Origin of the sequence: Caballeronia calidae, assembly GCF_900044055.2 — a bacterium.
GTDB classification, from domain to species: Bacteria; Pseudomonadota; Gammaproteobacteria; order Burkholderiales; family Burkholderiaceae; genus Caballeronia; species Caballeronia calidae.
On sequence record NZ_FCOX02000077.1, the window covers coordinates 1 to 20,631 of the forward strand.

At 64.8% G+C, this 20,631-nt stretch carries 17 protein-coding genes and 1 pseudogene; 12 read left to right on the forward strand and 6 right to left on the reverse strand.

Annotated elements, in window-relative coordinates; translation table 11 throughout:
- Positions 1–436 (forward strand): transposase (locus tag AWB78_RS36125; RefSeq protein ID WP_157697436.1); only part of this gene is annotated, 436 nt, incomplete at its 5' end.
- 144 nt (positions 437–580) lie between these two features.
- On the opposite strand, the pseudogene AWB78_RS36130 reads toward AWB78_RS36125, so the two are convergent.
- The 3 genes and pseudogenes from AWB78_RS36130 to AWB78_RS36145 form a co-directional block, all read right to left on the reverse strand.
- Positions 581–1,837, reverse strand: a pseudogene (locus AWB78_RS36130) (site-specific integrase); the annotation flags it as partial.
- A 1,262-nt stretch (positions 1,838–3,099) separates the two neighbouring features.
- Positions 3,100–3,591 carry a helix-turn-helix domain-containing protein gene (locus AWB78_RS36140; RefSeq protein WP_062611518.1) on the reverse strand — a complete coding sequence of 164 codons (492 nt, stop codon included), beginning with the start codon at positions 3,589–3,591 and terminating at the stop codon, positions 3,100–3,102.
- A gap of 207 nt (positions 3,592–3,798) precedes the next feature.
- A complete protein-coding gene (locus AWB78_RS36145; RefSeq protein WP_062611519.1) occupies positions 3,799–5,004 on the reverse strand; it encodes an MFS transporter in 1,206 nt (401 codons plus the stop codon).
- Between the two features lie 103 nt (positions 5,005–5,107).
- Between AWB78_RS36145 and AWB78_RS36150 the strand changes: the two genes are divergently transcribed.
- On the forward strand, positions 5,108–5,923 hold the full coding sequence (locus AWB78_RS36150) for an exodeoxyribonuclease III (protein WP_062611520.1): 816 nt from the start codon (positions 5,108–5,110) through the stop codon (positions 5,921–5,923).
- Here AWB78_RS36150 and AWB78_RS36155 read toward each other — a convergent pair.
- Positions 5,920–6,744, reverse strand: a complete 825-nt coding sequence (locus AWB78_RS36155) for an alpha/beta hydrolase (RefSeq protein ID WP_062611521.1) — start codon at positions 6,742–6,744, stop codon at positions 5,920–5,922. The genes AWB78_RS36150 and AWB78_RS36155 overlap by 4 nt on opposite strands.
- Positions 6,745–6,843: 99 nt before the next feature.
- Positions 6,844–8,214, reverse strand: a complete 1,371-nt coding sequence (locus AWB78_RS36160) for a nucleobase:cation symporter-2 family protein (protein WP_062611522.1) — start codon at positions 8,212–8,214, stop codon at positions 6,844–6,846.
- Positions 8,215–8,449: 235 nt separating this feature from the next.
- Here AWB78_RS36160 and AWB78_RS36165 point away from each other — a divergent pair, with 235 nt between their 5' ends.
- From AWB78_RS36165 to AWB78_RS36210, 10 genes are all read left to right on the forward strand, one after another.
- On the forward strand, positions 8,450–8,797 hold the full coding sequence (locus AWB78_RS36165; RefSeq protein WP_062611537.1) for a response regulator: 348 nt from the start codon (positions 8,450–8,452) through the stop codon (positions 8,795–8,797).
- A gap of 278 nt (positions 8,798–9,075) precedes the next feature.
- Complete coding sequence (locus AWB78_RS36170; RefSeq protein ID WP_062611523.1) at positions 9,076–9,990, forward strand: STAS domain-containing protein; 915 nt, start codon at positions 9,076–9,078, stop codon at positions 9,988–9,990.
- A gap of 61 nt (positions 9,991–10,051) precedes the next feature.
- Positions 10,052–10,411 (forward strand): STAS domain-containing protein, encoded by a 360-nt coding sequence (locus tag AWB78_RS36175; protein ID WP_062611524.1) that lies wholly within the window; start codon positions 10,052–10,054, stop codon positions 10,409–10,411.
- A gap of 21 nt (positions 10,412–10,432) precedes the next feature.
- Positions 10,433–10,873, forward strand: coding sequence for an anti-sigma regulatory factor (locus AWB78_RS36180; RefSeq protein WP_062611525.1), 441 nt, complete (start codon positions 10,433–10,435; stop codon positions 10,871–10,873).
- Complete coding sequence (locus AWB78_RS36185; protein ID WP_062611526.1) at positions 10,858–11,922, forward strand: ATP-binding SpoIIE family protein phosphatase; 1,065 nt, start codon at positions 10,858–10,860, stop codon at positions 11,920–11,922. Before AWB78_RS36180 ends, AWB78_RS36185 begins: the two co-directional genes overlap by 16 nt.
- Positions 11,919–13,646: an ATP-binding protein gene (locus AWB78_RS36190; protein WP_232478014.1), complete on the forward strand. Its 1,728-nt coding sequence runs from the start codon at positions 11,919–11,921 to the stop codon at positions 13,644–13,646. Before AWB78_RS36185 ends, AWB78_RS36190 begins: the two co-directional genes overlap by 4 nt.
- Positions 13,643–15,562 (forward strand): hybrid sensor histidine kinase/response regulator, encoded by a 1,920-nt coding sequence (locus AWB78_RS36195; RefSeq protein ID WP_062611528.1) that lies wholly within the window; start codon positions 13,643–13,645, stop codon positions 15,560–15,562. Before AWB78_RS36190 ends, AWB78_RS36195 begins: the two co-directional genes overlap by 4 nt.
- Before the next feature lie 197 nt (positions 15,563–15,759).
- Positions 15,760–16,416, forward strand: a complete 657-nt coding sequence (locus AWB78_RS36200; RefSeq protein ID WP_062611529.1) for a GntR family transcriptional regulator — start codon at positions 15,760–15,762, stop codon at positions 16,414–16,416.
- Between the two features lie 244 nt (positions 16,417–16,660).
- On the forward strand, positions 16,661–17,602 hold the full coding sequence (locus AWB78_RS36205; RefSeq protein WP_062611530.1) for a 3-hydroxyacyl-CoA dehydrogenase: 942 nt from the start codon (positions 16,661–16,663) through the stop codon (positions 17,600–17,602).
- A gap of 51 nt (positions 17,603–17,653) precedes the next feature.
- Positions 17,654–19,192 carry a class I adenylate-forming enzyme family protein gene (locus tag AWB78_RS36210; protein ID WP_062611531.1) on the forward strand — a complete coding sequence of 513 codons (1,539 nt, stop codon included), beginning with the start codon at positions 17,654–17,656 and terminating at the stop codon, positions 19,190–19,192.
- On the opposite strand, the gene AWB78_RS36215 is transcribed toward AWB78_RS36210, so the two are convergent.
- Positions 19,185–20,624 carry an efflux transporter outer membrane subunit gene (locus AWB78_RS36215; protein ID WP_062611532.1) on the reverse strand — a complete coding sequence of 480 codons (1,440 nt, stop codon included), beginning with the start codon at positions 20,622–20,624 and terminating at the stop codon, positions 19,185–19,187. The genes AWB78_RS36210 and AWB78_RS36215 overlap by 8 nt on opposite strands.
- Between the last annotated feature and the right edge of the window lie 7 nt (positions 20,625–20,631).

Here is a 20,631-nt window from a genome sequence, read left to right on the forward strand (position 1 = left end):
GGCCGAACTGGGTAACTGTGCTGCCGACAGCGGCCAATTGCCGATCGTTCTGGCGGCGGTAGCGCGCGACGCCGGGGCCGCCCCCAAGCAAGTCCTTGCCGATGCGGGCTACCGCTCGGAGGCGACGTTCGAACAATTGCGCGAGCACCCCGCCGAGTTGATCGTGGCGCCCGGACGCGAGGGCAAGAAAGAGGTGAAGGTCGATGCCCGGAAGCGCCCGCTATGCGCCGCGATGGCCGACAAGTTTACTTGTGCGCAAACTCAGGCGGCCTATCGAAAGCGCAAATGGCTGTCCGAACCGCCGAATGCCTGGGTAAAGAGCGTTCTCGGATTTCGACAATTCAGCATGCGTGGACTGGCCAAGGCACAGGCCGAATGGAAACTCGTCTGCGCGGCGCTGAACCTACGCAGAATGTCGAAAATGACGCCTGCGTAAGTCCCGAAGGGGACAACATTGCCCTGATTTCGCCGCCGGGAAAGCCACTTTTGCGCGCAATGGCGGGCCAAACCGCAATCGGCGTTGACGCCCGCACGATGTGGCGTCAGTACCGGCAGCTCAAATTCTGTCTGCCGCGCGGATTCCTAGCTTCGAATCGACGAGTTCGTGCGCGCGCAGTCCTGTGCCATAGGCGAAATCCAGGATAAACCTCATTCGCTGTGCGGCCGCGGCGCTCCAGCCATGAACGAGTTCAAGTTGGTCCGCAATGTTTCGCGCAAATTCCCACTGCGACTGCGTGAGGCAACGGTTGGCGTCGAAATGCGTACGTGGTCCTACCCGTCGTACTTTGAGGCCCGCAAAGGGATTGGCCAGCACGTAACGCTGCTCGATGAGCCAGCGGAACAGCGCGCGCAACACGGTCAGCGCGTACGCAATGGATGGAGCCGACAACCCGTCGACGAAGGGGCGCCATTCGACCGACTCGCGTGGGCGGGCCGGCCCGACCCAGCGCTCGCGCGGTGTCGGGTGGCGCAGGAACGTTCGGTACGCGACCGCGTCGTCGGTGGTGAGCGACGAGAGGGGCCGCTGGCGTTCCACGATGGCCCACAGCAGGAGCCGCTCGGCCTCTTTGCGATAAGCGCGCGCAGTTTCGGGCGCCTCGTGCAAGTCGAGCCAGGCGTGCACGGCGTCGTAATCCGTGTCGGCGTTGAGCAGGCAGGTCGCCACAGGCGCGCGATAGCGGCCCTGCGAGCCGTTGAGCGCCTCCGGGACGCTCAACACTTCCCAGGGCACCACAATGCGGTTCGTCGTCTGGCACACCAGCGCTCGCGCCTGTGCCGTCAGGGCTGGGTGGGCTTCAAAGAAGTCCTCGACTTCGCGCGCGCCGACGCGTCCGAGCCCGGAAATGTCGTGCCACCAGAGGCGACGGCGGGGCACCCGTACCGTTAATTCGGCAAGTGTCCAGATGCGGGCCGCCTGCAGCGCGCGCACTACGCGAGGTGAGAGCCAGTGGTTTATGTCATCGGTTACCTGGGGTGCTGGAACCGCCGCACGGCGCAACACGTCCAGTGCCTGCACCACGGCGGCGGCGCGCGCGGTCCGCTTCGCCGCCGGGTGGTCGAACAGGCGCGCAAGTTCCGGCAGCTGGCGCGAAAACGCGAAGACGATGAGTTGCCGACGAATTCGGCCGAGCAGGCTGCGCGACGACTGGCCGTCCGCGCGCAGGTGGCCCAGGTAGCGATGCACGGCGGCGCGTGCGGTGAGCCCCTCGTACCAGGCGCGCAGTGCCGCGAGCGAATCAAGGTCAGGAAATGGTGGGGAAAACGCTTGAGCGGGCAGGGCGCCCGGTGTTTGACCGGTACGCCGCGGACGCCCAGCGACGGGCGGCGACGATTTCATCTCTCCAGTTTAGGTCGCCCGCAGTGCTCTCACGATAAGAAGAATTATCGCAATAGTCCCGCCGATACATTCGCTTCTTTATACCTCGTGTACTTCCTTAACGCGAATTCCACCAGACGCGCTCTCTCCGTCGACGTTGAGGGGTTCTGTGGGTCGACGCCTGAGGGTGATGCAGCGTTCGTGTTCACCGCTGCGACATGTCCTCACGTGGTCGGCTGGCACGGGGCGACGTCGATGCGAGGTTGAACGGCGATGCTCTCAATGGTCTCGACGGGGAAGTCGGAGTTGCTGGGTTCAATGAGGGACATGCAGCGCCTCTCAAATCCAAACGGGACGATGGCATGGAGTATAAATCTCGAGCTCTAGACGTTCGATGAAAACAACGTCGTCTCTTCAAGACGCTGCTGACCAATTGCTGTGCATTCTGATATCCGACATCGAGAGAGACGTCGAGGTGGTCGCACGTGAACTCAATCTCGCATCCCCGATGGTCGAGCGCTGCAGGCGGGTGTTGGACCGGTTGCAAGCTGCGCAACAGATTCTGGGGATGGCTGAGGCGGACGATGACGGACCTCAGGGAAGGGCAGTGGCGGGTTTGCGCGAGGCGATGGCATTGCTCGCAAGGGAATGGCCGGCGGAGTACCCGGCTCATGCTGTCGAATGGACGGTGCTGAGAGTTAAATGCGAAGGGCCAAGCATGACCGAGACTACGCGGGGCCGCCTCTGCTGTATTTAGTTCGGTTTCGAGTTTTATGTATTGCTTTCAACAAGTTGCTTGGAAGATTGTTCTTGCTTCGTTTGCATTCGAGGGGTATAAAGATGACGTGCCGAAGCGCTTGAAGACTGCTCTCCGGAATCGAACGGAGTAGCTCGACAGGGCCAGCCGGGGCGTGTATTCTCCGCGCGAGCGGAGGTGAGCGTTAAATGCAGCAGAGGCGCGAATGTAGTGCCTACGTATTCTCCACGCAAGCGGAGGTGAGCGCTAAAAGCAGCAGAGCCGCGAATGTGGCACCACGTATTCTCCGCGAAAGCGGAGGTGAAGGACGGAACCGGTCTACTCAGTAAATTGGGTAAGCCGGTTTTCTTTTTTCGGGCGGGTGCCTGTGGGGGCAGCGACAATTTCGTTGCGGCAGCATCGGTGAACAACACTGCGGTGGATTTTTCACCACTCACTGTACTGCGGTCGTTGTCACTGACCCACCGGGTTAGCCGTGGGTGAGGCGAACGTCATTCGAGGAAAAGAGCCGCTTCACCTGTTCCGGCTACGACAGTCCTTCTCGAGGGTCCGCAAGCAGAACGCTAACGTCGACGTTCAAAACTTGCGCGATTCCCGCCACGGTCTCGATTTTTAGGTCTGGCGCGGTGACCTCAATCAACGAAACGTAGTTCCGTGCTAGACCTGCAGCTTGCCCGAGCGCCTCTTGCGACATCCCAGCGCCCGAGCGCAACACAACAATATTCCCAGACACGATTTTCGATAGCGCAATGCGACGAGGAAGCCGCGGCGTACTCGAAGGCGCGGTTTCAAACAGCTGCGTGGGGTTTAGCTTAAAGAACTTGGCTAGCGCGTCGATTGTGCTCAAACGGGCATTGGCGTCTCGATTTTCAATGCGCCAAAGCGTGTTGCGGCTCATGCCTGTCGACTCAGCTAAAGCGACGAGAGTGAGGCCGGCCGAATCTCTCACGGCTCTCAGGCCTGCCGACAAGCGGCCATTGACATCAAGGGGTTGGTCTTTCGCAGATTTCTTGACCATCTGGTCTCGTGATGGTGACTGCAGTTGACGCAAGAACGCCGCGGACGCAACAGGGCGCGCGAGGCGATTTGGTCGCATGGGACGTTCCTTCGCTACATCGCAAGATGCGAAGCGACGATGGCAACATCGAAAATTTTAGAATTCCGGTCAATGTTACCGTGCAACGGGGTGTTTTAGGGACACCCATGTTTGATAGTCAAACTTAAACTACCCCGTTGTCAGCACTTTGCGCAGAAACACCCACGCATTGAAGGCGGCGCCCGCGAACATCAGCACGCTCGTCATCACGAAGACGGAGCGCATGCCCGAATGCGCGGCGATGAAACCGCCCGCGAGCGGCCCCGCCACTTGTCCGATGTATTGCGCCGACGTCGCATAGCCGAGGATGTAGCCGGCCGCATGGTCCGGCACGTTGTGGCGCACGACGCTCGTGATCGCAGGCAGCAGCCCGCCCAATGCGAGGCCCATCAGAAAGCGCAGCACGACGAGCTGGGTACCGTTCGTGACGAACATCTGCGGAATCAGCAGCACGCCGCAAGCGGCAAGACACGCGACGATCACCTTCGGCGCGCCGACGCGGTCCGCGAGCCGCCCGACGCGCGGCGCCGCGAGCACGCTGCCGAGCGCGGCGGCGGACATCACGAAGCCCGCGACGAGCGTGACCTGCTTCGGGTCTTTCACGAGCTGCGACACGTACACCGTGATGATCGGCTCGATCGACATGTTGGCGAACATGAGCAGCATCGCGCTCGCGAGCATCGCGATGACGGGCGTGAGCAACGGCACATCGCCCCAGCCGCCGCGCGGCTTCGTCTTCGCGTGATCCGGCGCGCGGCGCTCTTCCTTCACGAGCAGCGTCGTCATGATGAATGAGCAGAAGATGAGGCCGCCTGCGAGAAAGAACGTCGCGCGTATGCCGATCAGGCCCGGCAGCAAGCCGCCGACGAGCGGCCCGACGAGGTTGCCCGCCATCATGCCCGCCGCGTGCGTGCCGAGCGCCCACGCGGTGCGGTGCCTGGGCGTCTGCGTCGCGATCATCACGATGGCGCCGCTCGCGTAGCCGCCGACGAGCCCCGCGAGAAAGCGCATCGCCACGAGTTGCCAGACCGTCTGCACGACGCCGAGCAATGACATCGTGATCGCCATGCCGAGACTCGCGCGGATCAGGATCGGCTTGCGGCCGTAGCGGTCGGCGAGGCGTCCCCACAGCGGCGCGACGAGCCCCGCCGCGAGAAACGTCGCGCCGAACGCGACGCCCGACCACTGCACCGCCGCCTCCACCGACGACGCGCCCAGTTGCTGCACATAGAGCGGCAGGAAGGGCAGGAGCAGCGTCATCGCCATGATGGTCGTGAACGAGCCGAATACGCAGACGTAGAGATTGCGTTGCCAGTGAGCGGAGCCTTCGGACATGAGTGCGCGGGTTTGCGTGAGTTCGGCAGATTGTATGCCGCCGTGCCCGTACCCGACGCGGCACGCAATCTGCGACGCGTGTACGATCGATTCCGGTCCACCGATGGAGAGACGCCGAGTGAAAATCGCGACCTTCAACATCAACGGCATCCGTCCGCGCCTCGACGCCTTGTTGAAATGGCTCGAACGCGAGTCTCCCGATATCGCCTGTCTGCAGGAATTGAAAGCGACGGACGCGCAGTTTCCCGCCGATGCCATCGCGAACGCGGGCTATGGCGCGTTATGGCACGGGCAGGTGTCGTGGAACGGCGTGGCGATCCTCGCGAAGGGCGCCGATCCCGTTCTCAGCCGGCGCGGGCTTCCCGGCTTCGAGGACGATACGCATAGCCGCTATATCGAAGCGGCCGTGGGCGGCTTGCTGATCGGCTGTCTCTATCTTCCGAACGGCAATCCGCAGCCCGGCCCGAAGTTCGAATACAAGCTCGCGTGGTTCGAGCGCTTCAACGCGCACGCGAAAGCGCTTTTCGACAGCGGCCATCCCGTCGTGCTCGCGGGCGATTACAACGTCGTGCCCACCGACGAGGACATCTACAACACGCGCTCGTGGCTCAAGGACGCGTTGCTTCAACCCGAGAGCCGCGCGGCCTATGCGGACCTGCTGGCTCAGGGCTGGACGGATGCATTGCGCAAGACCTTTCCCGATGAGCGCATCTATACGTTCTGGGATTACTTTCGAAACCACTGGCAGACGAACTCGGGCTTGCGCATCGATCACCTTCTGCTCAGCAAGGATCTCGCGAAGAAGCTGGAAGGCGCGGGCGTCGACACATGGGTGCGCGGCGAGCCGCATGCGAGCGATCATGCGCCGGCGTGGGTGACGCTCAAGCTCGGGCGCAGCCGCAAGAAGACCGGCGCCTAGGCCTGCATCGCGTCGCGCGTGGCTTGCAGCGAGGCGAGGAACGGCATGACGTGGTCGCGGCCGCCCTTAGTCCAGACATCGAGATGATCGGCGTCTTCGATGAGCGCGATACGTTTGTCGCCGCGCGCGGTGTCGAAGAGGCGCTGGAAATGCTCGGGCGGGATCACGCCGTCTTTCGTGCCGCCATAGATGAGGAGCGGCGCATCGATGGACGCGATCTTCGAAAGACTCTCGTAGCGGTCGCGTGCGAGCAGGCGCACGGGGAAGAGCCAGAAGCGCTTCGCGGCGACATCGACGATGCTCGTGAACGGCGCTTCGAGCATCAGCGCGGCGATTTTCGCTTCGCTCGCGAGTTCCACCGCGACGCCGGAGCCGAGCGAATAACCATGCACCGCGATGTGCTTCGAGCGCGCTGCCGCGTATGCGTAGGCGGCGCGGGCATCGGCATAGAGGCCGGCTTCGCGCGGCGTGCCCGGATTGCCGCCGTAGCCGCGATACTCGGCCAGCAGCACGCCATAGCCCGCTTCGATCATCTCCAGCGCGATATGACCGCGCTGGGCGAGATCTTCGCCGTTGCCGTGAAAGAGGATGACCGTCGGGGCGGCTTCATTGGGCGGCGCCTTGTAGCGCATCGTCAGGTCGAGGCCGTCTTCCGTTCTCATGCTCACCGCTTCGGTGCGCTCTTCCAGTTCGGCATTCTTGAAGGCCTCGATCTGTTCGAGCGGATACACCAGCCTGCCTTGCAGCCAGTACAGGGCCGCGAGGGCGAAGGCGTAGCAAAGGGCTATCGCGGCGAGGAGGAACCAGAGGACTTCGCGCATGGGTCTCGGGCGGCTTTCGGGTTCCTCGTATGTTAGTGACTTTGCGATGTCCGGGTTCGTGCGCCAACCGCACAAATCGCACGAGCCGCACGAGCCGGATCAATCGCGCACGTCTACATCGCCATGGCGCAGACTCAGCGGCATCTCCGCGGCGATTTCCTTTTCCACGTCCCCGCCATCACGTCCGCGATTGAAGAGCGCATTGAGCAGGATCGCGAACACGGCGGCGAGCGTGATGCCGCTATGCGTGAGCGGCCCGGCCCACGCCGGCATATGAGCAAAGAACGACGGTGCGGCAAGCGGAATCACGCCCACGCCCAGACTGATCGCGATGATGAGCAGGTTGTTCTTGCTGTCGAAATCGACCTTGCTCAGGATCTTCACGCCGGTCGCGGCCACCATGCCGAACATTGCGATGCCCGCGCCGCCGAGCACGACGACCGGTATCGAAGCGATCAGATTGGACAGCTTCGGCAAGAGTCCGAGCATGATCAGGATCACGCCGGACACCGCGACGACCCAGCGGCTCTTCACGCCGGTGATCCCCACGAGCCCGATGTTCTGCGAGAACGACGAATGCGGAAATGTATTGAAGATGCCGCCGATCACGGTGCCGAGCCCGTCGGTGCGCAATCCGCGCGTCGCATCGATGCGGGAGACGGGCCGCATCGCGAGATCGCCGAGCGCGAGAAACATGCCGAGCGATTCCACCATGATGACGACCATCACGAGGCACAGCGATGCGATGGCCGCGATATCGAAGGTCGGCATGCCGAACGCGAACGGCCGCACCGGCGCGAACCACGCGGCCTGACCCACGCCCGCGAAATCGACGAAGCCGAGCGGCAGCGCGATCGCAAAACCGATCGCCATGCCGAGCAGCACCGATATGTTTGCAATGAAGCCCTTCAAGTACTTATTGATGAGCAGAATCGCAAGCAGCACGATGGCCGCGATCATCAGGTTCTTCGGTTCGCCGAAATTCGCCGCGCCGCGTCCGCCGCCCGCCCAGTTGATCGCGACCGGAAAGAGCGTCATGCCGATCGTGAGAATGATCGTGCCCGTGACGATCGGCGGAAAGAAACGCATCAGCCGCCCGAAGAACGGCGCGATCAGAATGGCGAACGCGCCTGCGGCAATGGTCGCGCCGAAGATCGCCGTCAGGCCCGCGCCGGACGACGCCATCGCCACCATCGGGCCGACCGGCGCGAAGCTCACGCCCATGATGACCGGCAGCCGGATGCCGAACTTCCACACGCCGATGCACTGCACCAGCGTCACGAGCCCGCATGCGAAGAGATCCGAGCTGATGAGAAACGCGACCTGATCCTTCGGCAGCTTGAGCGCCGCACCGATGATGAGCGGCACCGCGATCGCGCCCGCGTACATCACCAGCACGTGCTGGATGCCGACCGCGAGCATCTGGCCGATGGGCAGCACTTCGTCGACGGGATGGATCGTTTGGGCCATGTGCGCTCCGGCGGGTCGGATGACGGTTCGAGTCGGTCGCCCGAGTATTGCACCGCGCGCCACCCAAAAAAATATTCGCGCTGCTATACACGGCATCGCATGCCGATCCAGCACAACGCGGACAAAGCCTCGCCGCTGACGGAACGAAAGCGCGAGCGTCATCGTCGATGCACTACACTGTCCGACACGTCGCCCGGGACGTATGCGTCCTTCCGTCGAAACGGAGCCAGTCACGATGAACCTGCTTTTCGTCGACGACAACCACGCCTGCATCGAGACTCTGGTCGACATCGCAAGCGGAATGGGTCACACCGCGGCCGTCGCGCACGACGGCGCCGGCTGCCTCGCGCTCACATCGAGCAAGCATTTCGACAGCATCTTCCTCGACATCACCCTTCCCGATGCCGACGGCCGCGAGATCTGCACCGCGATCCGCGCGGCCGGGCCGAGCAGCCGCGCGCGCATCATCGCGATGACCGGCCACAGCGATTTCGTCGCGAGCAGCGGCGAGACCAGCTTCGACGGCTTTCTGCTGAAACCGATCAGCCTTCAGGCGCTCGAACTGTTTCTGCTCTCGCGCTAGCGACGCGCGTTTGCGCAGGATATTTGACCGGCCTTTGTCCTGCCGGGATCGAACGTTCGGCAGCAATTGCCGATTCGTCATACGTCGCCCCACGCGAAACCGAAACAATCCGCGCAACCCTTGCGCTACAAGGGGTTCCGGACTGTCGAATTTTGGGATGGCGTGCTACATTCCGAGCGCCTTGCGTTGCTTTATTTCGATAGCGTTCGCGGCAACGCAACAAAACCTACGTCCGGGGCTTGGAGCCCAAAAAAACATCACTCGCACAGGATCTCGGCATGGAAATGGTCGGCGGAATTCGGCTTGCCCAGTTGTTCACGAATAATCAGGAACAGTTGCTTGCGGAGTGGTTCGCGCAGCAGCACGCGATCGCGTCGCGGCGCGGGCTCGTCGGCGAAGCGGAGCTGCGCAATCAGTTCACCCAGTTTGTCTCGCTGATGGTCACGGCGCTCGGCTCCTCCGAGCGCATCGATTTCAAAGCGCTCGCGTGGCAGGAAGTGCGCGCGTTCCTCGCGGAGATGTCCGCGCAGCGCGCGCGTCAGGGCTTCACGCCCGCCGAGACCGCGATGTTCGTGTTCTCGCTCAAGCAGCCGCTCTTCACGCGCCTGCGCGACTCGCTCGACAACGACGCGGCCACGCTCGCCGATCTCACCTGGATGATCAGCACGCTCTTCGACGAACTCGGTCTCTATACGACCGAAGTCTTCCAGGCGAGCCGCGAGCAGGTCATCGTGCGTCAGCAGCAGGAACTGCTCGAACTGTCGACGCCCGTCGTGCAGTTGTGGGACGGCATCCTCGCGCTGCCTTTGATCGGCACGCTCGATTCCGCGCGCACGCAGGTCGTCATGGAAAACCTCTTGCAGAAGATCGTCGAGACGGGCGCGGCGATTTCGATCATCGATATCACCGGGGTGCCGACCGTCGATACGCTCGTCGCGCAGCATCTGCTGAAGACCGTCGCGGCGGCGCGGCTGATGGGCGCGGACTGCATCATCAGCGGCATTCGTCCGCAGATCGCGCAGACCATCGTGCATCTCGGCGTGAATCTCTCGAACGTCACGACCAAGGCGACGCTCGCGGCGGCTTTCGTCGTCGCGCTGCAGCGCACGGGCAAGTCCGTGACGGCGGCGCTTCAGGACGCGCCGCGCGCGGGCCGTTCCAACGATGCCTTCGATTCGCTGCAACCGGAATGACGCCGTCTCTCGCCATTCGAAGCACGCAACGAAAGCAACGCGACTGAACGGGACCTAAGCGATGGAACGCATTCCGATTCTCACGATGGGCAAGCTCCTGCTCGTCACCATTCAGGTGGACATGCACGACCGGCTCGCGCTCGCGCTGCAGGACGATCTGACGAGCCGCATCGTCAAGGACGGCGCGCGCGGCGTGCTGATCGACATTTCCTCGCTCGACGTGGTCGATTCGTTCATCGGACGCATGATCGGCAACACGGCGGCGATGGCGCGCGTGCTCGATGCCGAGACGGTCGTCGTCGGCATGCAGCCTTCGGTCGCGATCACGCTGGTCGAGCTCGGCCTCACGCTGTCGGGTGTGCGCACCGCGCTCAACGTGGAGAAAGGCATGGCGCTCCTCGCAAGGGGCGGCACGGCCTGACGGCCGCATGCGAACGACTCCATGACGATCTTCAACTCCACAGCCGCGCCCACGTCATCGTCGCCGCCCGACACGCTGCCGATCCGCTCCGACGAGCAGATCGTGCGGTTGCGCCAGTTCGTGCGCGAGAAGGCGGTCGCGCAGGGCCTGTCGCTCATCGATCAGACCAAGTTCGTGACGGCGGCGAGCGAGCTGGCACGCAACACGCTCATCTATGGCGGCGGCGGCGACGTGCATTGCTACCTCGTCGAGCGCAATGGCCGCCGCGGTCTCAAACTCGAATTCGTCGACAACGGACCGGGCATTCCGGATATTCAACGCGCGCTGTCGGATGGCTTTACGTCGGGCAGCGGTCTCGGCCTCGGCCTCGGCGGCGCGAAGCGTCTGTGCGACGAGTTCGATATCCGCTCGGCGCCGGGCGAAGGCACGCACGTTTCGATCACCAAATGGAAACCGTTCTGAAGGAATCGATGGCCGCGCAGCAGCGCTACGAGATCGCCGAGGCGAGCCAGATCGCCTATGCGCGGCGTTCGATCGGCGAACTCGCGCGCGGGCTCGGTTTCAACGAGACGGTGGCGGGCGAACTCGCGATCGTCGTCACCGAATGCGGGACGAATCTGCTGAAGCATGCGCGAAGCGGCGAGCTGCTGGTGCGGCCGCTCGTCGATGCGAACGCGGGCGCCGCGCTTCGCTACGGCATCGAAGTGCTGAGCGTCGACAACGGGCCGGGCATCCACGATCTGCATCGCTGTTTCGAGGACGGCTACACGACGGCAGGCAGTCCCGGCAACGGCATGGGCGCGATCGAGCGCCTGTCGGACGAGCTCGATATCTGGAGCGCGCCGGGGCTCGGCACGGTGCTGCGTGTCGTGTTCTGGAACGTGCCGGGCGCGGCGAACATGCCGGCGCCGCACCTGACGTACGGCGTCGTGAACCTGCCGCTGCAAACCGAAACCGTGTGCGGCGATGCCTGGGCGGTGCACACGGACAAGCGCGCGTTCACCGTGCTCGTCGCCGACGGTCTCGGGCACGGCCCGCTCGCCAATGTCGCTGCGATCGAAGCGGCGAAGGCGCTCGCCGCGAACGGCGATCTCGCGCTGGACCGCATCATGGATGCGGCCAACGATGCGCTGCGCCCGACGCGCGGCGCGGCGGTCGGCATCGCGCGCATGCCGGCGTCCGCGTCGATGGCGGGCATGCCGGTCACGTTCGCGGGCATCGGCAATATCTCGGCGAGCGTGTGGACCGAAGGGACGCACAAGCATCTGGTGTCGCACAGCGGCATCGTCGGGCACGCGGCGCGCCGCGCGCAATCGTTCGATGTGCCGTATCCGCCCAACGCGCTCGTCGTGCTGCATTCGGACGGCCTCACGTCGCGCTGGGATCTCGCGCGTTATCCGGGTCTCGCCGTGCGGCATCCGGCGCTCGTCGCGGCGGTGCTGTATCGTGATTTCTCGCGCGGACGCGACGACATCACCGTGTTCGTCGCGCGCGTGACCGGAGACGCATGATGACGCTGCCGCTCTACGCGATGACTATCGACGACGAGCGCGACATCGTCACGGCCCGCGTGAAGGCGCGCGATGCGAGCGCGGCGCTCGGCTTCTCGCCGCAGGACCAGACGCGCATTTCCACTTCCGTGCTCGAAGCCGCGCGCACGGTGCTGATCGCGGGGCAGGCGGCGCGCGCGGAATTTTTCGTCGATGACGCCGTGCGGCCGCCGCGCTTCGTCGTGCGCTTTCTGGCGGACGCGGGTGCGGGCGAGCGGCTGCGCGCGATGCGCAGCGACGACCCGCAAGCCGCGCTCGGCCTGCTCGCGGCGCAGCGCCTGATGGACCAGTGCGCGATCGCCGATGAAGCCGGCGGCGCGACCTCGATCTCGCTCGCGAAGGCTTTGCCCGATTCCGCGCCTGGCGATGTGCAGGCGGTGAAGAACGTGCTCTCGCGCCAGCCGAGCGAGGACACGGCCGCCGAGCTGCAGCGCCAGAATCGCGAGCTGATCGCCGCGCTCGCCGATCTGCGCGAGCGTCAGGAAGAGCTCACGCGTCTCACGCGCGAGCTGGAGGACACCAATCGCGGCGTCGTCGCGCTCTATGCGGAGCTCGATGCGCGCGCCGATCATCTGCGCCGCGCGGACGAATCGAAGTCGCGCTTTCTGTCGAACATGAGCCACGAGTTCCGCACGCCGCTCTCGTCGATTCGCGCGCTTTCGAAGCTTCTGCTCGAACGCATCGATGGTGAGCTGACCGAGGAGCAGGAGAAGCAGGTGCGCTTCATCCGCAAGGCGGCGGAAGATCTGTCGGAGACGGTCGACGATCTGCTCGATCTCGCGAAGATCGAGGCGGGCAAGATCGAGGTGCGTCCCGCGGAATTCGAAGTCGATACCTTGTTCTCGGCGCTGCGCGGCATGCTGCGGCCGCTGTCGCCGGGCGGCGCGGTGGAGCTCGTGTTCGACTCGTGCGAAGGCTTGCCGCCCATCCGCACCGACGAAGCGAAGGTCGCGCAGGTGTTGCGCAACTTCGTGTCGAACGCGCTCAAATTCACCGAGCGCGGCGAAGTGCGCGTCGCCGCGAGTTATGACGATGCGCGGCGGCTCATCACGTTCTCCGTCACCGATACGGGCATCGGCATCGCGCCCGAGCATCAGCAAGTGGTGTTCGAAGAGTTCGGGCAAGTCGAGAATCGTCTTCAGCAATACGTGAAGGGCACGGGACTCGGCTTGCCGCTGTGCCGCAAGCTCTGCAAGCTGCTCGGCGGCGATGTGTCGCTCACGAGCGAAGCCGGGCGCGGCTCTGTGTTCAGTGCGACGATTCCCGCGCATTACGGCGCGGACTTCGATGCGATGCATCATGCAGCGAGCGATTCGCGGCCCGCCGTGCTGATCGTCGCGAGCAATCCGATCGAGCGGCTCGACTGCGAGGCCGCGTTGCGCAGTTCGCCGTATCGTGCGATGAGCGCCGCGACGCTCGACGAGGCCGGCCGGCTGCTCGCGCGCACGCAGCCCGCGGCGTTGCTGCTCGCGGTGCGGCCCGCGCCGTCGGAGGCGTGGATCTGGCTCGCCGCGCTGCGCGCGCAGGCCGCGACGCGCAGCATTCCGATCGTCGTGCTCGGAGAAGCCGAAGATCGCGATGAAGCGGAGGCGCTGGGTGCGGCCGCGTTCATCGGGAAGCCGGTCGGCGGTGACGAGTTGCCGGGCGTCCTGAATGCGGTGACCGGCAAGGGGCGACCATCATGACAAGCGACTGGAACGAGGTGCTGATCCTCAACGTCGACGATAACGACGGCGCCCGCTATGCGAAAACGCGCATCCTGTCGCGCGCGGGCTTCAACGTGATCGAAGCGGCGACCGGCACCGCCGCGCTCGAACGCGTGCGCGCCGAAGCGCCCGATCTCGTGCTGCTCGACGTGAAGCTGCCCGACATCAACGGGCTCGAAGTGTGCCGGCAGATCAAGGCATCGCCGGAAACCGCGGGCACGCTCGTGTTGCAGACATCGGCGGCGGCCGTGCATAGCCTCGATCGCATTCGCGGCCTCGAAGGCGGCGCGGACAGTTATCTGACCGAGCCTGTCGAACCCGCCGAGCTGATCGCGCACGTGCGCGCGCTGCTGCGCGTGCGGCTCGCGGAAAACGCGCTGCGCGAGAGCGAAGAGCGCTTCCGCCAGCTCGCCGAGAATATCGACGATGTGTTCTGGATGCTCGACCCCGCATCCAACGAATTGCTCTATGTGAGCCCCGCCTACGCGCATCTCTTCGATAGCGGCGGCGGCGCGCCCATGCCCGCGCCTGGACCGGATCACTGGTCCGGCGACATTCTTCCGCTCGACCGCGATCATGTCGCCGAAGCGTATCGTCGTCTGCTCGCCAACGGCACGCCGTACGAGGTCGAATATCGCATCATGCGTGCGAGCGGCGGGCCGCGCTGGGTCGCCGAGCGCGCATTTCAGGTGCGCGGCGCGGCGGGGCATCCCGCGCGGCGGTGTCGGATCGCGGGCATCGTCAACGATATCTCCGAGCGCAAGGCCGCCGAGCTGCTGCTGCGCGAAGCGGATCGCCGCAAGGACGAGTTCCTCGCGATGCTCGCGCACGAGCTGCGCAATCCGCTCGCGCCGATCCGCAATGCGGTCGATCTGCTCGATCCCGATCGCGAGCCGTCCGCGCAGCACTTCGCGACGGTGCGCGCGATCATCGACAGGCAGGTGCGGCATCTGAGCCGTCTCGTCGACGATCTGCTCGATGTCGCGCGCATCACGCAGGGCAAGATCACGCTGCGTCAGGAAACGGTCGATCTGGCGGCGGCCATCGCGGCGGCCATCGAGACCGTGCAGCCCGCGCTCGAAAGAAAGCGCCATACGTTGACGGTGAATCTGCCGGAGGGGCCGCTCTATATCGTCGGCGACAGCGTGCGGCTCGCGCAGGTGTTCGGCAATCTGCTGTCGAATGCGTCGAAGTACAGCCTCGAAGGCGGCGAGATCGCGATCGCGACCGAGCAGTTCGGCGATGAAGTGCGCATCGTCGTGCGCGATAACGGCATCGGCATCGCGCATGACATGCTGCCGCATATCTTCGATCTCTTCGTGCAATCGGAGACCTCGCTCGAGCGTTCGGAGGGCGGGCTCGGCATCGGCTTGCCGCTCGCGAAGACGCTCGTCGAGCTGCAGGGCGGGCGCATCGAGGCGTTTTCCGCCGGGCCGCAGACGGGCAGCGAGTTCATCGTATGGCTGCCGCTCGCGAAGGATGCGCAGGTGGCCGCGCATGGCGTCGGAGAGGCGCCGGTCAGCGGCGCGAGCGGCAAGCGCGTGCTGATCGTCGATGACAGCGTGGACGCGGCCACCGCGATGGCGCTTCTGCTCGAAGCGGACGGCTTCGACGTGCGCACGGCCCACGACGCGACCGAAGCGCTCGCACTCTCCGATGACTTCGCGCCGCAGATCGTGCTGCTCGATATCGGCTTGCCGGGCATGGACGGTTATCGTCTCGCGAGCGAGATGCGCTCACGGCCCGCCACCGCCGACGCATTGCTGATCGCGGTGACGGGATACGGCCAGGCGCATGATCGGCAGCGTTCGAAGGACGCGGGCTTCGATCATCATTTCGTGAAGCCGGTCGCGTTTGCGGAGATTCAAAGAGCCGTGCAGGGGCGATTCGGGTAATCGGCGCTGCGCGTTTTCCCCTAGCGATTCACGGTTGACTCGCACCGTCGCGCGTCCGACACTCTAAGCCATTCGGGTGTGATCACACGTCACACGCTTCGACAGCATCGCAGCAGCCGAACGAAGGAACGGAGGCAAAGGTGGCGGCACGATCGACGACTGACTTACCTGCACTCGAACTGGTTGCACGCGACACGATGGCCGGTCGCGTCTATGCGCAACTCAAGCAGGCGATCATGACGGGACGCTTCGCGCCGGGACAATTGCTGAGCCTGCGCAGCGTGGCCGAGGCAGTCGGCTCCTCGACGATGCCGGTGCGCGCCGCGCTCACGCGTCTGCGAGCGGAAGGCGCGTTGATCGACGGCCCCGGCCGCGCGCTCATGGTCCCGCCGATGACGCTCGAATTGCTCGAAGAGTTGCGCGACGTGCGCATCGCGCTGGAAGGCGCGGTCGCGAAGCGCGCGGCGTCGCGCATGACGCGCGCGCATCTCGAAGCGCTGCAGGCGATCTTCGACACGATGAACGCGCACGTCGAAGCGGGCGACGCCCCCGCGTATCTGCGCAGCAACTTCGAATTTCACGTCGCCATTTATGCGCGCGGCGCGAGCGATCTCACGCTCGCGACGATCCAGAACCTCTGGATGCGCATCGGCCCGTTCCTAAACCTCGTCGCTCCCGACATTCCCCACATGCGCCGTTCGATGAAGGCGCATCGGCATATCGTCGAAGCGCTCTGGCGCGGCGATGGCGAAGGCGCGCGCGCCGGCATAGAGGAAGACATCGGCGATGCGGCGGCCGATCTGCGCGAAAGGCTTCAGGCGAGCAATAAGGACGGCGCGCAAGAGAGCGCCTGAGCAGGACGACAACGGAGACAGGCATGGCGGTTCTGCAGATGCTGAAGCCGCACGCGGGCTTGCGCGTGCTCATCACGGGCGGCGCATGGGGTATGGCGCATCGGGCATCGGGCTCGTGATGGCGCGCGCGAAGCAGTCGAACCTCTCATGAAGTATCGCGACGCCCGCTGAAGCGCGCGAGATGCTTCAACTAAAAGGGCGCCGCCAAAACCAATTTCTGACAACGCGTGAGGACCAGCTACAGATGCAAGCGAAAAACATTGCGGTGATAGGTTCGGGCCGCATCGGCCGCGCGTGGGCGATCGTCTTTGCGAAAGGCGGCTTCGACGTGAAGATTCACGATGCGTCGCACGAGATGCTTTCCGGCGCGATTCCCGCGATCCGCGAAAGCGTGCAGGATCTCGCATCGTTCAACCTCATCGACGAACCCGCCGATACGATCGTCGCCCGCATTACCGCATGCGAAAGCCTCGCCGATGCCGTCGCCGATGCGGATCTCGTGCAGGAGAACATCGCGGAGATCGTCGAAGCGAAGCGCGCGCTCTTCACCGAACTGGACCGGCTCACGAAGCCCGATGCGCTGCTCGCGAGTTCGACCTCCGGATTGCCGGCATCGACGTTCACGGAAGGCATCGAAGGGCGCGCGCGTTGCCTCGTCGCGCATCCGGTGAATCCGCCTTCGCTCGTGCCGCTCGTCGAATTGTGCGGGGCGCCGTGGACTTCGCAGGACACGATGGAACGCGCGCGCGTCATCTATGAAGCAGCGGGGCAGAAGCCCGTGACCGTCAATCGCGAAATCTCGGGTTTTCTGCTCAATCGCCTGCAAGGCGCGGTGCTCGACGAAGCGTTGAGCCTCTACGAGCAAGGCTATGCGAGCGCCGCCGATCTGGATACCGTGATGCGCGATGGCCTCGCGATGCGCTGGTCGTTCATGGGCCCGTTCGAAACGATCGATCTGAACGCGCCCGGCGGCGTCGCCGATTACGCGGCGCGTTACGGCGGCACGTATCGCACGATCGCGTCGGGACGCAAGCCGTTCGACTGGCCTGCTGCAACGCTCGACAAGCTCGATGCTGAGCGCCGCGCCGTGCTGCCGCGCGAGAAGATCGAGGAACGCAGCCGCTGGCGCGATCGCCGATTGATGGCGCTGCTCGCGCATCGGCGCGAGGTCGAGGACGGCGAATGAGGCCTGAGCGTTATCATTCGGGCCTCAGGGTCACGAACGATATCGCTCGACATGGATACGAACAAGCTCATCGCGTCGCTGCCCGCGCGCATCGACGCGATCGTCACGCGCGGGGCGAAGGCGCATGCCGATCACATCGCGCTGCATGAGGATGCGCGCACGCTGACATACAGGCAGCTCGACGATGCGGTCGATGCACTCGCCGCGCATTTTGCGAGCGCGGGCGTGCGAGCCGGCGACCGCGTGATGCTGATCGGCGAGAACAGCGTCGCGCTCGTCGCGGCGCTATTCGCGGTGAGCCGTCTCGATGCGTGGGCGCTCGTCGCGAATGCACGCCTTTCCGCTGTCGAGCTCGATGCGATACGCACGCACGCGAAACCGCGCATCGCGTTCTATACGATCGAAGCATCCGACGATGCCGCGCGTCACGCACAACGCGACGGCGCAGTGCCCGCGTCGCTCGACGCCACGCCGGTCGGCGCGTTCGCGCTCGGAGCCGTCGATACGTCCTCGGAACAAGAGCCGCATGGCCTGCCTTCGGACCGGCAATGCGCGGCGCTCATCTACACGACCGGCACGACGGGCGCGCCGAAAGGCGTGATGTTGTCGCATCGCAATCTGTTGTTCGTCGCGGCGGCATCGAGCACGCTGCGTCGCGTGGGTTCCGGCGATCGCGTCTATGCCGTGTTGCCGATCTCGCATGTATTCGGCCTGACGTCCGTGTGCCTCGGTTCGCTGTACGCGGGCGCGACGTTGCGGCTCGCGCCGCGCTTCGATACCGAACGCGCGGGCCGCGTGCTCAGCGAAGAGCGCATGACGATCTTCCAGGGCGTGCCCGCGATGCACGCGAAGCTGATCGATCATTTCACGCCGCGCGGCGGACTGAACGCGCCGTCGCTGCGCTTCGTCTATTGCGGCGGCTCGCCGCTCGACATGTCGCTCAAGGCCGCTGCGGAAGCCTTCTACGGCGTGCCTTTGCACAACGGCTACGGCATGACCGAAACGAGCCCCACCGTGTCGAACACGCTGCTCGATGCGCCCGCTCGCGATGCGTCCGTTGGTCCGCTGGTGCCCGGCGTCGAGGCGCGCATCGTGCCGCTCGCGCCACACGGCACCGCCGACGATAGCGACGACACCGGCGAGCTATGGGTGCGCGGCCCGAACGTGATGCTCGGCTACTACCGCGATCCGGTGCAGACGGCGGCCACGGTCACTGCGGACGGGTGGCTCAGGACCGGCGATCTCGCGCGCTTCGAAAACGGCAATCTGTATATCGTCGGGCGCAGCAAGGAACTCATCATCCGCTCCGGTTTCAACGTCTATCCCGCCGAAGTGGAGCAGGCGCTCAACAGTCATCCCGCCGTGCTGCATTCGGCTGTGATCGGCCGCAGCGTACCAGGCAACGAGGACGTGCTCGCGTTCGTCGAACTGCGGCCGGGCTTCGTGGCGGACGAAACCGCGCTCGCGGAATGGGCGAGCGAACGGCTCGCACCGTACAAACGGCCTTCCTCGATTCGCATCATCGACGCGCTGCCCGTGTCCGCGAGCGGCAAGGTGCTCAAGCATCGGCTCGGCACGCTTGCTAATTAGTTGCGGATGCAACCGGTTCGGCCGCGGCTTTCGTGTCTTCGCCGGCGCCGCCTAGCGACTGGAACAGCGCGGCCGTATCGGAGAGGCGGTTCGCTTGCGCGAGCGCGTAATCGAGCTGTGTCTGCAGCGCCTGACGTTGCGTGTCGATCAAATCGAAACGGCTCACGCCGCCTGCTGCATAACGCGCGTTGTTCGTATCGAGATTGGCCTGCGCTTCGTTCGCCGCCACCGCGCGCGCCTGCAATGCATCAGTGTCGTTCTGCAGCGCGGTCAGGCTGTCGGCGACTTGCTGCAAAGCGTCCAGCACCGTCTGTTTATAGGCGCCGAGCGCCGCGTCATAAGCCGCTTCCGCTGAACGCTTCTTCGCGCGCAATTCGCCGCCATGAAAGAGCGGTTGCGTGAGACTCAGCCCGAAGTTCCATACGTTCATGCTGTTCAACACGTCATGGATATTCGTGCGCTGGCTTCCCGCGCCCGCGGACAGCGAGAACTTCGGATAGAGGTCCGCCGTCGCCACGCCGACATTCGCGCTCGCGCGATGCAGCAACGCTTCCGATGCGCGAATGTCGGGACGTTCGCGCGCGAGCGTCGAAGGCAGCGTGAGCGGAACGCTGTCGGGCAGATGCAGCGAGTCGAGCGTGAGCGTATCGAAATCGGCTTTCGACGGCTCGACGCCGACCAGCACCGCGAGCCGGTGATCCGTCTGCTCGCGTTGCGTGACGAGCGCGGGCAGGCTCGCGCGCGTCTGCTCGACGAGGGTGCGCTGGCTGCGCACGTCGAATGGCGCGACGCCGCCCGCGTTGAGCCGGCCTTGCATGATGATCAGCTGCCGCGTTTGGGCATCGACGAGACGCTCGGTCAGCGTAATCTGCTGCTGCAATGAAGCACGCCGGATCGCGGCGGACACGACATTGCCCGCGATGGAAAGCCGCGCTGCATCGAGCTCGAAGGACGCGTAATCCACTTGCGCGCGCACGGCTTCGAGCGCGCGCCGCTCGCCGCCGAAGATATCGAGCGTGTACGACACGCTCACCGATACGTCGTAGAGCGTGAACGGCCCCGGGCTCGGCACGGGCACGCCGAACGCAGCCGGATCGACCTTCTGACGCGCGGCGGAAAGCGTTGCATCGACGGCGGGGAAATACGTCACGCCCGCTTGCGCACGGTAATCTTCGCGCGCCTGCAGAAGCTTCGCGCGGGCTTGCGCCAGGGTCGGGCTGTCGCTCAATGCGCGCTCGACGAGGCGATTCAACGCGTCGGAGCCGAACTGCGTCCACCACTGCGGCAAGGCGTGATCGGCTGCGGGAAAGTGCTGCGCCGTCACGGGCGTTCGGATGTAGTTCTCGGTATCGGGCGGCGCGGGCGCATGAAAGTCGGGGCCGACGGTGCAGCCGCACAATGCGAGCGCGCAGAGGGAAAGGAGCGGTTTCATCGACGTC

Coding starts and splice junctions, on each gene's coding strand:
- AWB78_RS36185 (WP_062611526.1), top strand. CDS start 10,858: ATGGAAACCGTTCTGAAGGAATCGATGGCCGCGCAGCAGCGCTACGAG.
- AWB78_RS36145 (WP_062611519.1), bottom strand. CDS start 5,004: ATGTCCGAAGGCTCCGCTCACTGGCAACGCAATCTCTACGTCTGCGTA.
- AWB78_RS36160 (WP_062611522.1), bottom strand. CDS start 8,214: ATGGCCCAAACGATCCATCCCGTCGACGAAGTGCTGCCCATCGGCCAG.
- AWB78_RS36215 (WP_062611532.1), bottom strand. CDS start 20,624: ATGAAACCGCTCCTTTCCCTCTGCGCGCTCGCATTGTGCGGCTGCACC.
- AWB78_RS36195 (WP_062611528.1), top strand. CDS start 13,643: ATGACAAGCGACTGGAACGAGGTGCTGATCCTCAACGTCGACGATAAC.
- AWB78_RS36170 (WP_062611523.1), top strand. CDS start 9,076: ATGGAAATGGTCGGCGGAATTCGGCTTGCCCAGTTGTTCACGAATAAT.
- AWB78_RS36200 (WP_062611529.1), top strand. CDS start 15,760: ATGGCCGGTCGCGTCTATGCGCAACTCAAGCAGGCGATCATGACGGGA.
- AWB78_RS36175 (WP_062611524.1), top strand. CDS start 10,052: ATGGAACGCATTCCGATTCTCACGATGGGCAAGCTCCTGCTCGTCACC.
- AWB78_RS36205 (WP_062611530.1), top strand. CDS start 16,661: ATGCAAGCGAAAAACATTGCGGTGATAGGTTCGGGCCGCATCGGCCGC.
- AWB78_RS36210 (WP_062611531.1), top strand. CDS start 17,654: ATGGATACGAACAAGCTCATCGCGTCGCTGCCCGCGCGCATCGACGCG.
- AWB78_RS36155 (WP_062611521.1), bottom strand. CDS start 6,744: ATGCGCGAAGTCCTCTGGTTCCTCCTCGCCGCGATAGCCCTTTGCTAC.
- AWB78_RS36190 (WP_232478014.1), top strand. CDS start 11,919: ATGATGACGCTGCCGCTCTACGCGATGACTATCGACGACGAGCGCGAC.
- AWB78_RS36165 (WP_062611537.1), top strand. CDS start 8,450: ATGAACCTGCTTTTCGTCGACGACAACCACGCCTGCATCGAGACTCTG.
- AWB78_RS36150 (WP_062611520.1), top strand. CDS start 5,108: ATGGAGAGACGCCGAGTGAAAATCGCGACCTTCAACATCAACGGCATC.
- AWB78_RS36140 (WP_062611518.1), bottom strand. CDS start 3,591: ATGGTCAAGAAATCTGCGAAAGACCAACCCCTTGATGTCAATGGCCGC.
- AWB78_RS36180 (WP_062611525.1), top strand. CDS start 10,433: ATGACGATCTTCAACTCCACAGCCGCGCCCACGTCATCGTCGCCGCCC.